The 13622-nt window shown below is 33.5% G+C and carries 15 protein-coding genes; 12 read left to right on the top strand and 3 right to left on the bottom strand.

Going from position 1 to position 13622, the window contains the following annotated elements:
• The first annotated feature begins 29 nt into the window (after positions 1-29).
• The 3 genes from B5X47_RS11715 (at position 30) to mnmE (ending at position 2837) form a co-directional block, all read left to right on the top strand.
• Entirely contained in the window at positions 30-716 is a 687-nt protein-coding gene (locus B5X47_RS11715) for a YidC/Oxa1 family membrane protein insertase (protein ID WP_013362793.1), read from the top strand.
• A gap of 1 nt (position 717) precedes the next feature.
• Positions 718-1344 carry an RNA-binding cell elongation regulator Jag/EloR gene (gene jag / locus B5X47_RS11710; protein ID WP_013362792.1) on the top strand — a complete coding sequence of 209 codons (627 nt, stop codon included), beginning with the start codon at positions 718-720 and terminating at the stop codon, positions 1342-1344.
• A gap of 113 nt (positions 1345-1457) precedes the next feature.
• Entirely contained in the window at positions 1458-2837 is a 1380-nt protein-coding gene (gene mnmE / locus B5X47_RS11705) for a tRNA uridine-5-carboxymethylaminomethyl(34) synthesis GTPase MnmE (protein WP_079590316.1), read from the top strand.
• 81 nt (positions 2838-2918) lie between these two features.
• On the opposite strand, the gene B5X47_RS11700 is transcribed toward mnmE, so the two are convergent.
• Genes B5X47_RS11700 through B5X47_RS11690 form a run of 3 tightly spaced genes read right to left on the bottom strand, consistent with a single transcriptional unit; the run spans position 2919 to position 4799 of the window.
• Positions 2919-3731 (bottom strand): hypothetical protein, encoded by an 813-nt coding sequence (locus B5X47_RS11700; protein ID WP_079590315.1) that lies wholly within the window; start codon positions 3729-3731, stop codon positions 2919-2921.
• Positions 3725-4429 (bottom strand): ABC transporter ATP-binding protein, encoded by a 705-nt coding sequence (locus B5X47_RS11695; RefSeq protein ID WP_041487236.1) that lies wholly within the window; start codon positions 4427-4429, stop codon positions 3725-3727. The genes B5X47_RS11700 and B5X47_RS11695 overlap by 7 nt, the downstream gene beginning before the upstream one ends.
• Positions 4419-4799 (bottom strand): GntR family transcriptional regulator, encoded by a 381-nt coding sequence (locus tag B5X47_RS11690; protein WP_079590314.1) that lies wholly within the window; start codon positions 4797-4799, stop codon positions 4419-4421. The genes B5X47_RS11695 and B5X47_RS11690 overlap by 11 nt, the downstream gene beginning before the upstream one ends.
• A 197-nt stretch (positions 4800-4996) precedes the next feature.
• Between B5X47_RS11690 and mnmG the strand changes: the two genes are divergently transcribed.
• The 9 genes from mnmG to B5X47_RS11645 all read left to right on the top strand — a co-directional run bounded on the left by mnmG (position 4997) and on the right by B5X47_RS11645 (position 13603).
• Positions 4997-6892 (top strand): tRNA uridine-5-carboxymethylaminomethyl(34) synthesis enzyme MnmG, encoded by a 1896-nt coding sequence (mnmG, locus tag B5X47_RS11685; RefSeq protein WP_079590313.1) that lies wholly within the window; start codon positions 4997-4999, stop codon positions 6890-6892.
• Positions 6893-6899: 7 nt separating this feature from the next.
• The gene (gene rsmG, locus B5X47_RS11680) at positions 6900-7622 is read left to right on the top strand and encodes a 16S rRNA (guanine(527)-N(7))-methyltransferase RsmG (protein ID WP_079590312.1); all 723 of its coding nucleotides are present in this window, start codon (positions 6900-6902) and stop codon (positions 7620-7622) included.
• Positions 7623-7670: 48 nt separating this feature from the next.
• Complete coding sequence (locus tag B5X47_RS11675; RefSeq protein ID WP_159446476.1) at positions 7671-8438, top strand: ParB/RepB/Spo0J family partition protein; 768 nt, start codon at positions 7671-7673, stop codon at positions 8436-8438.
• A gap of 13 nt (positions 8439-8451) precedes the next feature.
• The gene (locus B5X47_RS11670) at positions 8452-9594 is read left to right on the top strand and encodes an aminotransferase class V-fold PLP-dependent enzyme (protein WP_079590310.1); all 1143 of its coding nucleotides are present in this window, start codon (positions 8452-8454) and stop codon (positions 9592-9594) included.
• A 111-nt stretch (positions 9595-9705) separates the two neighbouring features.
• On the top strand, positions 9706-11007 hold the full coding sequence (locus B5X47_RS11665) for a helix-turn-helix domain-containing protein (protein ID WP_013362783.1): 1302 nt from the start codon (positions 9706-9708) through the stop codon (positions 11005-11007).
• A 35-nt stretch (positions 11008-11042) separates the two neighbouring features.
• Positions 11043-12083, top strand: a complete 1041-nt coding sequence (locus tag B5X47_RS11660) for a DUF5711 family protein (protein WP_079590309.1) — start codon at positions 11043-11045, stop codon at positions 12081-12083.
• Positions 12084-12085: 2 nt separating this feature from the next.
• Positions 12086-12634: a CvpA family protein gene (locus B5X47_RS11655; RefSeq protein WP_079590308.1), complete on the top strand. Its 549-nt coding sequence runs from the start codon at positions 12086-12088 to the stop codon at positions 12632-12634.
• A gap of 105 nt (positions 12635-12739) precedes the next feature.
• The gene (gene yedF, locus B5X47_RS11650; RefSeq protein WP_079590307.1) at positions 12740-13351 is read left to right on the top strand and encodes a sulfurtransferase-like selenium metabolism protein YedF; all 612 of its coding nucleotides are present in this window, start codon (positions 12740-12742) and stop codon (positions 13349-13351) included.
• Positions 13352-13354: 3 nt separating this feature from the next.
• Positions 13355-13603 carry a putative Se/S carrier protein gene (locus B5X47_RS11645; protein ID WP_013362779.1) on the top strand — a complete coding sequence of 83 codons (249 nt, stop codon included), beginning with the start codon at positions 13355-13357 and terminating at the stop codon, positions 13601-13603.
• Positions 13604-13622: the final 19 nt, after the last annotated feature.

The following is a 13622-nucleotide window of genomic DNA, read 5'->3' as shown; positions in this document are numbered from 1 at the left end:
TATTTTATAAATCTCGGGAGGTAAAAATTTTGTCTCAACTATCGTATTTGTTTGGATCTTTGCTAGAGCTTATTTACAATGTAATAGGTGATTATGCTATTTCTATTATTGTTTTCACTGTAGTGGTAAAGCTACTGCTACTTCCTCTTACACTTACACAGACTAAATCAATGAAATCTATGCAGCTCATTCAGCCTAAAATGGATGAGATTAAAAAGAAGTATCAAAATGACCCAGATAAGCAAAACCAAAAAATAATGGAGCTATATAAGGAACATAAAGTTAATCCTCTTGCAGGATGTTTACCTCTTTTAATTCAATTTCCAATAATCATAGGACTTTTTAACGCTCTTAGAGAGCCAGTTAAGTATGTTTTTGGAACAGAAGCTGCTTATAAGATAGCTGATACAGGATTTTTATGGGTTAATAACCTTGCAAGTCCAGATGTAATTTTACTTGGTGGTATATCTATACCATTTATCTTACCTATTTTAGCGGCAATAACTACTTACATTCAATCAGCAATGATGTCTCCAAAGGGAGGCAAAAAAGACCCTACTCAGACTATGATGCTTTACATGTTCCCTATAATGATGTTATTTTGGGGAATTAGTTTTCCAGCAGGATTACTTCTTTACTGGGTAGCGGGTAATATATTCCAAATAGTACAGCAGTATATTTTATCAAAACCTTCAAAGGCTAAGGAGGCATCGTAAGATGAAATTCGTAGAAATAATTGGAAAAACTAAAGAAGAAGCAATTCAAAAAGCTGTAGACCAACTAGGAACGCCTGTAGAAGATTTAGAAATTGAAGTTTTAGAAGAAGGCAGTAAGGGTTTATTTGGATTTTTAGGATCAAAGGATTTTAAAATTAAAGCGACTGTTATAGTAAAGGATACTGTAGAAACTAGAATTCTAAGCTTTTTAAATGGATTGTTTGAAGTTATGAATATCGAAGCTGATATAAAAATCGATATGAACTCTGATTCAGCTAAAGTAAGCGTTATAGGTGATAGTGCAGGACAGCTTATAGGTAGAAGAGGGGAGTCACTAGATGCTCTTCAGATGATTCTTAGCTTAGCAGTTAACAAAACTCCTGGTGAGTATGTAAAAATAATGCTCGATATTGAGGATTATCGCTCTAAAAGAGAAGAATCTCTTGTTAGATATGCTAATAAAATGGCTAGAACTGCTGCAAAGCAAAGAAAAAATATTAAGCTTGAGCCTATGAATCCATACGAGAGAAGAATAGTTCACTCAGCTTTACAATCTGATACTTATGTAACTACTTATAGCGAAGGCGAAGAACCTTACAGAAAAGTAGTTATAGCAGTAAAACGCTAGTACTCATGCCCCTGTCTAATACCAGGGGCTTTATATTATTGTGAATACAACAAGATTTCTGCCCAGTTGATTTGATATACAGAGTTCTTGTTTGAGAAAAAGAGGGAGAATTTATGTTTATAGATGATACTATTGTAGCTGTAGCTACAGCTCCAGGAGAAGCCGGAATAGGTATAGTAAGGCTTAGTGGACCTAAGGCTTTAGATATTGCAAATAAAATATTTAAACCTATAAAAGGAAACACAGATTTATCTATGCAAGTTAGAAAGCTTGTGTATGGTCATGTTTATGACCAAGATAAAGTAATAGATGAGGTACTCGTTTCATATATGAAAAAACCTCATACCTTCACAAGAGAAGACGTAGTTGAGATAAACTGCCATGGAGGATATATATCTGTAAGAAAAATACTTGAAGCAGTTATTCGAAATGGAGCAAGGCTAGCAGATAGAGGAGAGTTTACTAAAAGAGCATTTTTAAATGGAAGAATAGATTTATCTCAGGCTGAGGCTATAATCGATATTATAAATGCTAAGACCAATGCTAGCTTTGATATAGCACAAAAGCATCTAGAAGGTAATCTATCAGCTTCAATCAAGCAAATAAGAGATAAGCTGACTATGGATTTGGCAAAGATTACAGTTGCTATTGATTTTCCAGAAGAAGATGAGCCAGAGGTGACATACGAAGAGCTATCAGTGGATTTAAGAGAGGTAATGACTTCTATAAAGGGCTTAATAGCGTCATTTGAGACAGGAAAAATATTAAGAGATGGCTTAAAAACTGTAATAGTAGGCAAGCCGAATGTAGGAAAATCTTCACTTCTAAACGCTATATTAAAGGAATCTAGAGCGATAGTAACGGAAATAGAGGGAACTACAAGGGATATAATAGAAGAGTATGTAAATATAGGAGGAATTCCTCTAAAAATAGTAGACACGGCAGGGATAAGAGAAACTGATGACCTAGTTGAAAAAATTGGGGTTCAAAAATCTAAGGAATCCTTTGAATCTGCTGATTTAGTTATAATGATGCTAGATTCTTCAAGACATTTAAGTAGTCAGGATCAAGATATACTATCCTTGCTTGGAGATAAAAAAGCTATTATCTTAGTAAATAAAACAGATCTTCCTAGCATGGTTACAGATGATGAGATTCACAATTATGCTAAAGGCAAGCCAATCATAAGAATATCTGCTCTAGAAAAAAAGGGTATAGATTTGCTTGAAAAAGAAATTGAAAACATGGTGCTAGAGGGCAGTCTAAAGACTCAAAATGACATTATGGTCACGAATGCTAGGCATAAAATGGCATTAGAGCGTGCATTTGAAGCTTGCAGCGATGCACTTACAGCACTTGCTGATAACATACCTCTTGATATAGCAGAGACTGATTTTAAAAATGCTTGGAATGAGCTAGGACACATCACAGGAGACACAGTATCAGAGGATTTATTAGATACGATATTTAGAGAATTTTGTATAGGTAAGTAGCGATAATATAAAACTCTCCTTATAAATTTCAGCTAATGACTGAGTTTATAAGGAGAGTTTTAATAATTTTTGGTATGTTTTTTATTCAAGATTTAATTTATTTTTTAGGAAATAATGTGTAGCGTAGTAAAATGCAGTATTTACTAATAAAAGTATCACTGTGATTATGCTTAAAAAGATAACTGGGTAGTGAGGATAAAGATATTCCCAGTTTGGACTAGACATCATAATAGAAAGCTTTTCAAAATAGTTTTCTAACCACTGGCTTTTAGACGCAATAAACATAATCATAGTTTGAATTACATTTAGCCCTATTTCTATTCCAATAAAAACAAGTACTCCGCCAAATATTCTACTTCCTGTTATTGAAAATGCTTGAGCTATGCTAAGTGAAGTATATATTTTAAGAAGTAAATTGATATAGACAAGCAGCATGATAGCGATAATTAAAATAGTTAAAATTCCTGCATTTGGAACTTGAGAAAATACCTTGCTAATCTCATCAAACATCCTTGCAAATTCTATATCTCTAAAAAATATTATAGTCATAGATAGTCCAAATAAAATAGTGCTTGTAACTGCCCAGAAAACTGACAAAGCAAGCTTAGAATTGATTAAGTCAGTTATTTTTACAGGCAAGGTAAACATAAGGTAACCTTCATCAGAAAGTAGATTTGTATCAAAGCGCTTGACTACCATTATAAGGGTCATTATCAAAAGACCTGTAAAAGTAAGCCCTAGTATTGTTGGGAACAGTACACTAAGCAAATCTTCTGAGCCTGGATTTGTAGTTTTTAATGAAGTAAGAATAGATAATATCAATATAGCTGCATATATAGGCAGAAATATTCTAGATGTTGATTTAAATTCATATTTTAGAAGCTTGCTTAACATTTAAATACCTCCCTAAATAACTGATCTACAGACTTTCCTGTCTGCTGACGTATATTATCTACGCTGTCATGCTTGTAGATAGTTCCTTGATTTATCAGGATTACTTCGTCAAATATCCTCTCTATGTCGCTTATCAAATGAGTAGATATCATAAGTGTAGCATCTGACAGATAGTTAGAAATTATAGTGTCTAATATAAAATCTCTAGTTGCTGGATCTACTCCTCCTATTGGTTCATCTAGAAGATATAGCTTCGCCTTTCTAGACATTACAAGAATAAGCTGAACTTTTTCCTTGTTGCCTTTAGAAAGGGTTTTTAGTTTGTGATTTGGGTCTAGCTTTAGAGCTATAACCATCTCGTTTGCTTTATTTATATCAAAATCTATATAAAAATCTGCAAAAAAGTTTATCAAGTCAGATATTTTCATCCATTCATTTAGATAAGTTCTTTCTGGAAGATATGAAATTATTGATTTTGACATTATCCCCGGAGGATTTCCCATTATTTTTATTTCACCCTCTGTGGGCTGAAGTAGTCCGTTTACTAGCTTTAATATAGTAGATTTTCCACTTCCATTTGGACCTAGAAGTCCAATTATTTTTCCAGGCTCGAGATTGAAGCTTACATTATCCAGTGCGACCTTTGAGCCGTATTTTTTTGTTATATTGCTAAACTCAAGCAAATAATTATTTGTCATCTTTTTTCACCCCATCAAAATGTTTTTCTATAAGTGTATACAAATCCTGTTTTGAACATCCTAGCTCTACAAATTCACTGATTAGACTTTTTATTTTTAACTCGAAAAATGAGTCTTTTAGTCTTTGAATTTTTTCACTGTCAGATGTTACGAATCGTCCACTTGTTCTTTCTGTGATAATAAGACCTTGTTTTTCTATTTCCATCAAGGCTTTTTGCATAGTATTTGGATTTACTCCAGCTTCTTGAGCCAAATCTCTTACAGATTGCATTTTGTCTCCCCCTTTTAATGCACCTGATATTATTTTTTTCTTTATTTCCTCTTCTATTTGAGTGTAAATGGGCTTACTATTATCAAATTCCCATGGCACGGTATAGACCTCCTTGTGTATTACTGTATTACTTACTTAATACAAGTATACAACGTTTTAAAAAAAAAGCAAGTGTTAAATTATATTTTTCTAAAATATGTTATAATAAATTGCTGAAAAGAATAGAAATTAACTAGCTTAATAGATGATATATAGTTTACTTATAGAGTTAGAAATTTAGGAGGAAACATTAAGGTATGAATTTTAAAGCAGGAACATATGATGTAGTAGTTGTAGGAGCTGGACATGCAGGCTGTGAGGCTGCACTAGCTAGCGCAAGATTAGGAATGAAGACGCTTGTAGTGACCTTATCTTTAGATGCTATAGCTTTTTTACCATGCAATCCATCTATAGGAGGCACAGGTAAAGGTCATTTAGTTAGAGAAATAGATGCCCTAGGCGGAGAAATGGGATTAAATACTGATAAAACCTTTATTCAAAGCAGAATGCTAAACACAGCAAAAGGACCAGCTGTTCATTCGCTTAGAGCTCAAAATGACAAAAATATGTATCACATGGAGATGAAAAAAACTCTTGAGAACACACCTAATTTAGATATAGTTATGGATGAAGTAATAGAAATACTTCACGATGAAGATAAAAAGGTCACAGGAGTGCTTACTAAGCTAAGAGCTATGTATGAAGCTAAAGCAGTGATACTAGCTACAGGGGTATATTTAAAATCGAAGGTTTACATAGGAGAGGTAAATTATTCTTCTGGTCCTATTGGACTTAACTCAGCAGATGGATTAACCGAATCTCTTGAAAAGCTAGGGCTTCCACTTAGACGCTTTAAAACTGGAACTCCTGCAAGAGTTCATGCTGATTCTATAGATTTTTCTAAAATGGAAGTTCAGCATGGAGATGAAAAAATAGTTCCATTTTCATTTATGAATGACTATATAGGAGAAAACCAAGTGGTATGCTATCTTACTAGAACCACTCCAAAGACTCATGAAATCATATTAAACAACCTTGGCCGTTCAGCTCTTTATAGAGGAGATATGGACAGCAAGGGACCACGCTACTGCCCATCTATAGAGGATAAGGTGGTTAGATTTAAGGATAAGGAAACTCATCAGTTCTTTGTAGAGCCAGAGGGACTTAATACCAAAGAGTACTATATTCAGGGCTTTTCCTCTTCTCTTGCATATGAGGTTCAGCTTGAGATGTACCACACAGTTAAAGGTCTTGAAAATGCAAAATTAATGCGACCAGCCTATGCTATAGAATACGACTGCATAGATCCTCTTCACTTAAAGCCTAGCCTCGAAATTAAAGATGTTTCTGGTTTATTTAGTGCAGGCCAGTTCAATGGAACCTCAGGCTATGAGGAAGCAGCTTCTCAGGGCCTTATAGCTGGAATAAATGCAGTAAGACATATTAAAGGTGAAGAGCCTTTTATTTTAGATAGATCAGAGAGCTATATAGGTGTTTTGATTGATGATTTAGTTACTAAAGGAACTAATGAGCCATATAGAATAATGACTTCAAGAGCTGAGTACAGGCTATTATTAAGACAGGACAATGCAGACCTTAGACTTACAGAAAAAGGAAGAGAAATTGGGCTTGTTACAGATGAACGCTATGAAAAGTTCATTACTAAGAAAACTCAAATAGAAGCTGAGCTAAAAAGACTAAAAACAGAAAAAGTTAAGCCTGATGAAGCAAATCCTCTGCTTGAGGAAATGGGAGCCTCTCCACTTAGCAGAACTATGCCACTATATGAATTTTTGAAAAGAACAGAGGTAAATTACACTGTACTTGATAAGCTAGAGAAAGGCAATAAAGAGCTGTCATCTCAAGTAATAGAGCAGTGTGAAATCACAGTAAAATACGAAGGTTATATAAAGAAGCAGCTAGACCAAGTAGAAAGCTTCAAAAAGCTTGAGAAAAAGAAGCTTCCTGAAACTCTCGACTATGAAACTATAAGTGGGCTTAGGATAGAAGCTAGACAAAAGCTCAATGAAATCAAACCGTTTAATATAGGACAGGCATCTCGTATATCAGGGGTTTCTCCAGCTGATATCTCAGTTCTTTTGATATATATGCAGACTCAAAAGGCAAAAAGTAAAGAAAAGGATGAGGAGTAGTAATAATATGGAGCTTGATAAAATACTATCCCAGGGGCTAAGCTCTTGGAACATTGATATAACTGAAAATCAGCAAAATAATTTTAAAATATATATGGACACACTTTTGGAATATAACAAAGTAATGAATCTTACAGCAATAGAAGATCCAGAGGAAATCTATACTAAGCATTTTCTAGACTCTTTGTCTTGCCTTTTAGTAGACGAGCTAAAGACTGAAGGATTAAAGGCTATTGATGTAGGAACCGGAGCTGGCTTTCCTTCCATACCTATAAAAATAATGAGACCTGATATAAAGATGACTATGCTTGATTCTTTAAACAAAAGAATTAACTTTTTAAAAGAAGTAGGAGCTAGAGTAGGTCTTGATAATGCTGAGTATCTTCATAGCAGAGCTGAGGATGCAGGCTCTAATCCTAAATATAGAGAGCAATATGACATAGTACTATCAAGAGCAGTAGCTTCTTTACCAGTACTATTAGAATACTGCAGTCCTTTTTTGAAAAAGGGAGGATATTTTATTTGCCAGAAGGGTCCAGCTGCAAAATCAGAAGTAGAGCAGGCAAAAAAAGCTCTAGCTGTTTTAGGCTGTAGCCTTGAGTATATCAAGGAGATAGATATTCCATATACTGACTTAAACCACAATATATTGGTTATCAAAAAGATATCAAACACTCCTAAAAATTACCCTAGAAAAGCAGGCAAGCCTTCAAAGGAGCCTTTGATATAAAAGAGCTTTACTAAATTATATTTCATTTAATCCAAGCCTATAATTGAGGTGATAGCTATAAAACTAGAAAATATACCTATAAAGGAAATATATCCTAGAAAAGACCAGCCTAGAAAAAGCTTTGATAAAAATACTCTTGATGAGCTTGCTACTTCTATAAAAAAATATGGAATACTTCAGCCTATAATAGTAAGCAAAGCTGAAGATGGATATGCGATTATAGCAGGAGAAAGAAGATATCAAGCTGCAAAGCTTGCAAACCTTCATAATCTTCCTTGTATAGTTAAAGACAAATCGAACACAAGAGAAATTGCTCTCATTGAAAACCTGCAAAGAGAGAATTTAAACCCTATAGAAGAGGCCAAAGCTATACACGCCTTTATGAAAGAATCTAAGCTTAGTCAATCTGATATGGCTAGCATACTTGCAAAGAGCAGATCCTACATAGCAAATAGACTTAGGCTTTTGAACCTCGATGAGTTTACAGCTAGTCAGCTAGAAACTAGGGCTATAAGCGAAGGGCATGCAAAAACTTTGCTTGGAATAGCTGATGAGAAAAAAAGGCAAGCTCTAACTCAAAAGATTATAAATGAAGGGCTTTCGGTAAGGCAGACAGAAGAGCAGGTAAGAAAGTCAAAGCCTTACAAAAAAAGCTCTGAGGATGTCCATATAAAAGAAGCTATGGATAGGTTGACAGATATACTACAAACAAAGGTCAGTTTAAAAGGAACTCAGGCAAAGGGAACCCTAACGATAGAGTATTATAACAAAGACCAGCTAAACGAATTGGTGGAAAAACTATTTTCACTAGAATAAAGGAGAATCTTATATGATTTATTTTGATAATGGAGCTACTACATTTCCAAAACCGGACTCAGTAATAAATAAAATGGTCGAATTTATGAAAACTAAAGCTGCAAATCCAGGAAGATCTGGACATAAGATGGCTTTAGATGCTGGAAGAACTATTTTTGAGGCAAGACATGAAATTGCTCAGCTTATGAACATCGACAACCCTATGAACATAGTATTTACAAAAAATGCTACAGAATCAATAAACATAGGCATCAAAGGCTATGCAAAAAAAGGCATGCACATAATATCTACAGCTATGGAGCATAATTCCGTGTCTAGACCTATCGTAGCTCTTGAAGCTAAAGGAGTAACTCATACCTTTGTAAAATGTGATGAAAATGGATTTTTAGATTTAGATGAATTTGAAAAGGCATTTAATGAAAAAACTGGATTGGTAGCAATAACTCATGCTTCTAATGTAACGGGTACTGTAAATGATCTTAAAAGAATCGGAGACATATGCAGAGCTCATAAGGTACCTCTTTTAGTGGATTGTGCTCAAAGTGCGGGAGTATTTGACATAGATGTACAGCAAATGAATATCGCTATGCTGTGCGCTCCAGGACATAAGGGTCTATATGGACCTATGGGTACAGGGTTTATTTATGTAAGAGAGGATATATCGCTTACACCTCTTATGGAGGGAGGAACAGGGAGTAACTCAGAAAGCCTTATTCATCCGAATCTTATGCCTGACCACCTTGAATCAGGAACTGCAAACGCAGTAGGTATTGCAGGACTATTAGAGGGCGTAAGATTTATCCAAGAAGTAGGAATGGAAAAAATTAGAAAGCATGAACAAGAGCTTACAGGTCATTTGATACAGGGACTAAAGCAGTATAAAAATGTAAAAATATACGGACCAGAGGATCCTACTAAAAGATGTGCAGTAGTTTCATTTAATATAGACGACACTCAATCTACAGATATCTCATATATTTTAGACAGTGAGTTTGATATAGAGGTAAGAAGTGGGCTTCACTGTGCGGCTTTGGCTCATGAAACTCTAGGAACCACAGCTCAGGGAGTAGTAAGAGTTAGCTTTTCATATTTTAATACGATTTCTGAGGTAGATGAATTTATAAAAATCATCGGTCAGATTATAAATATTTTATAAAGAATAAAATTTGTAAATAAATATACAAAAAACTTCTCTAATCATAAATTATATATTATTATAGACTAGAAAAGGGATTAATTGTCTTTAAAAAAGCAATGGGGGATATTTATGGAAATATTGAGCTTGGGACAAAAGATAAAAAAGCTTCGCAAGGAGAAAAATCTTACCTTGAAGGAGCTAGCGGGAAATCGTATTACAGCTGCGCAAATAAGCCATATAGAAAGAGATAAGTCTTATCCTAGTCAGGACCTTTTAGAGTATTTTTCAGAAAAACTAGAAACCCCTATCGATTATTTTCTTGAGAGCAAGGAAGCTCAAGCAAAAAAGATAGCATCTAGCATCATACTTAAATCAGAGGTACTATTTAAAACAGAAAAATATCAAGAGGCTAAACGCGAGCTTTCTAAGATTTTGAATCTATGCACTTCCTATGATATTTCTCATGAATGTGCAAAAGCAAACTTTATTTATGGACTTGTTTATTTAGTTGAAAAGGAATACAAAAAAGCTACATCAATGATGGAAAAAGCTTTGGTTTTATATATTAAAAATGAAGACCCTAAGGGCATAATAAAAAGCTATCTCGAGCTTGGAAAGCTTTATATTTTAGAAGATTTTTATGTGCCAGCAACCAACATGCTTCATCAAGCTGAAGCAATGATTCCAGAGCTGGAAATAGGAGATATAGATTTAGAAAAAAGCATATACATCAATCTATCTTATGCATATATGAAAAATAACCAAAACAAAGAAGCGATTGAGTATGCTCATAAAGCTGATACTATAGCTGAGAAAGTAGGAGACCTTCACAATAGAGGAAATGGCTTTTTTATAATGGGAAACAGCTATCTTCAGAATTTCCAATACGACAATGCTCAAAAATATTTTCATATGGCAATCAAATGCTTTGAAAAGGAAAATAAAACATCTGAAAAAGCTAAATCTCAGATGTTACTAGCAAAGGTATACTTGAATCTCAAGAGCTATTCTTCTGCAAAAGAGCATATAGAGGAGGCTTATATCCTCAAAAGACAGTTTAAGGATACTCAGTATATCGAGATATTGATGCTATACTGCGAGCTTCTTTGCAAGGAAGAAAATTTTGAAGGAGCGCTTGAGTATATAAGAGAAGCCCTTTACCTTTCTTCAAAGGACCAAAATAGAAAAATGGAGCCTTTAGTAATGAGAAAATATGCTAATTTGCTTTATCAAGCAGGGGATATAGATGAAGCAACTGAAAGCTTAAATAAATGTGCTGAGATGCTAAAAAAATCAGGCAACAAAAAAGAGCTTGCCAATACCTATTTTGATATAGCTAAAATTTATCAAGGACGCTGTAGGGACCAAGAAATTGGTTTTTATTCCAAAGGCATAGACCTGTTTAGAGAAATAGGACTTATTGAAAACTAGCTTTCTAGTTTTCTTTTTTTTACGGAGGTAGTAAATTGAAAAAGACGATTATATCGATAATAGTGGTTTTGATATTATTGATAATCAACCCTTACACTATTAAAAATTATATAAAGCCTTATCTATTTCCAGCAGATAAAAATATATCTGAGGAAATAAAAATTGAGTATAGACCAAGTATGTACATAGGAAGGTTTGGAAATTCCTTAATTACTTATGACGGTAAAAGCTTAATTAGTTACAGTGAAAACAAAAAGCAAGAGTTTGAAGCAACTATCAGAAGTGATAATTTTAGCATCAGCTCATCAGATGATTTTATCTATCTTTTAGATAAGGTACAAAGAAAGGTATACCAGATAGATAAAAATGGCGAAATAGTAGGCCAAGCTGAGGTGGACAAGCAAATCTCTGGCATAGATGTTTTTTCTGATGGAAGATTTATTCTCAAGTTTACTACTGATATAAAGGCTGATGGACTTCTTATTTATAACAAAAACTGTGAATTTGTAAAAGAAATAACTTATCCGAAAACCACAATAAATAAGGTATCAGAAGATAAGACAACTGGAGGCTTTATGGTCAGTGGTCTTCTTAGAGACGAAGACAATTTAAAAAATAGTATCTTTTATTATAATCAAAAGCTTGAAGCAGTCATGGCAACGGATATAAAAGACAACATCTTCATAGATATAGGTTTTCTCAAGGATAAAATAATTCTTATGGATATAAATAATATAGAAGTTATGAATAGAGATTTTAAAGAGCTATACAAGGTACATTCAGATGCAAATTTCTTTGAAATGTACATAGGTGAGCTGAGTATGTGGACTCTAGATTCGAAAAACAGGATTTTGGAAATCGATTATAGTGGAAACATAGTAAAGGAACAAAACTATAAAGATGATATAATATATCTTGGAAAATACAAGGATAAGATGCTAATTGCATCTAAAAATGCTGTCATTCTTGAGGATAAAGAAATTGAAATGCCAAAAGACATAATAAGCGTAGTTCCACTTGAAAATAAAATAGCACTTGTTTTTAGGGACAGCATTAGATTTTTAAAGGTGGAATAAAAATGATAAGTAAAATAGATATAGCAATACTTGTATTTATGACCTACCACATAATAAGAGGCTATAGTGCAGGCTTTTCTAAGTCACTGTTTTTAAGCATAAGATTTATTGTGAGTATAATTTTAACTAGATTTATTTACATTAACTTCTCAGATGAAATAATCACAAGTGTATTTTACGAGAGATATCAGCTAATAATGCATGAGCTAATTACTAAAATAATTTCTGTATTTTGGTATCAAGCTTTGGATTTGGACCCTAAGGTTTTGGCAGTGAGCTTGTTTATAGTAGTATCTATACTCATAAATATAGTTTTTTATACACTTCATAGCTTTTTTAATAAAAAATCTCTAAAATGGATAGATAAAAATTTAGGTCTAGCCTTTGGGTTATTTAAATCCATACTTTATATTATGATTTTGGTAGCCTTAATAGACCCTATAATTCAAAAGCAGATGGGCAGTGAGATTCATGAGCTACTCACAAATACGAGGCTTTTAAAGTATTTCTACTCGTATAATTTTATCTTTGATATATTTACTAAGCTTTAAGCTCATACTAGAAATTTCATAGCTTAAAGCTAAAATGAACAGCTTATGAATGAGATATGTTAACCATTTTTTATATTTAAAGTATATTAAAAGGAGAGCGAGATTATGGAGATTAAAAAATTAAACTGTGAAAAAATGGCTTGCCCTATGCCTGTTATTAAAACTAAGCAAGAGCTAGAAGGTATAGAAAAGGGAGCTTTAGAGGTTACAGTTGACAATAAAACAGCTAAAGAAAACTTACTGAAGCTAGCAGCGTCACTTGAGATGGCTGTAGAGCTAAAGGAAGAAGAAAATCTATTCAAAATTACTTTTATAAAAACAAAAGAAGGCTCTACTAATCAATCAAACGAGCAAGAAGTAGAAAAGGTTAAAATAGAAGCTCAAAATGAGGTAGTACTTATAGGCTCAAATCTGCTTGGAAGTGGAGATGAAGAGCTAGGAAAGATTCTTATGAAGGGCTTTATATATACTCTTAGTGAAACAAAGCCTTATCCTAAAAAGATGCTTTTTATAAATACAGGAGTTAAGCTAACAGCAGAAAATGAAGAAGCTATTGAAAACCTTAAAAAAATGGAAGCAGAGGGCGTAGAAATATTATCTTGTGGAACCTGCTTAGATTTTTACAATATAAAGGACAATTTAGCTGTTGGAAGAGTAGCTAATATGTATGATATAGTAGAAGCCTTAAAGCAAAATCCAAATAGATTGGCGGTTTAGATTATGTATGTAATAAGTTTTGCATCAACTCACCACGCTATGTTTGCTGAGCAGATGCTAAAAAAAGCTGATATAAAAATAATGGTAATTCCTACTCCAAGACAAATAGATAAGAGCTGTGGGATATCTATAAAGTTTAACGGTACTCTTATGGACAAGGTAATAGAAGTTATGGAAAAATATAATATAGATGTAAAGGGTATATTCGAAATAATGCCTGATTTAAGTGTAGTAGTTCATTATCCGAAATAGATAGCTTTTTATCTAAAGA

This window comes from Acetoanaerobium noterae, assembly GCF_900168025.1.
GTDB lineage: Bacteria > Bacillota > Clostridia > Peptostreptococcales > Filifactoraceae > Acetoanaerobium > Acetoanaerobium noterae.
This window is presented reverse-complemented; position numbering and strand designations above follow the sequence as displayed.

Coding starts and splice junctions, on each gene's coding strand:
- jag (WP_013362792.1), top strand. CDS start 718: ATGAAATTCGTAGAAATAATTGGAAAAACTAAAGAAGAAGCAATTCAA.
- mnmE (WP_079590316.1), top strand. CDS start 1,458: ATGTTTATAGATGATACTATTGTAGCTGTAGCTACAGCTCCAGGAGAA.
- B5X47_RS11700 (WP_079590315.1), bottom strand. CDS start 3,731: ATGTTAAGCAAGCTTCTAAAATATGAATTTAAATCAACATCTAGAATA.
- B5X47_RS11695 (WP_041487236.1), bottom strand. CDS start 4,429: ATGACAAATAATTATTTGCTTGAGTTTAGCAATATAACAAAAAAATAC.
- mnmG (WP_079590313.1), top strand. CDS start 4,997: ATGAATTTTAAAGCAGGAACATATGATGTAGTAGTTGTAGGAGCTGGA.
- rsmG (WP_079590312.1), top strand. CDS start 6,900: ATGGAGCTTGATAAAATACTATCCCAGGGGCTAAGCTCTTGGAACATT.
- B5X47_RS11670 (WP_079590310.1), top strand. CDS start 8,452: ATGATTTATTTTGATAATGGAGCTACTACATTTCCAAAACCGGACTCA.
- B5X47_RS11665 (WP_013362783.1), top strand. CDS start 9,706: ATGGAAATATTGAGCTTGGGACAAAAGATAAAAAAGCTTCGCAAGGAG.
- B5X47_RS11655 (WP_079590308.1), top strand. CDS start 12,086: ATGATAAGTAAAATAGATATAGCAATACTTGTATTTATGACCTACCAC.
- yedF (WP_079590307.1), top strand. CDS start 12,740: ATGGAGATTAAAAAATTAAACTGTGAAAAAATGGCTTGCCCTATGCCT.
- B5X47_RS11645 (WP_013362779.1), top strand. CDS start 13,355: ATGTATGTAATAAGTTTTGCATCAACTCACCACGCTATGTTTGCTGAG.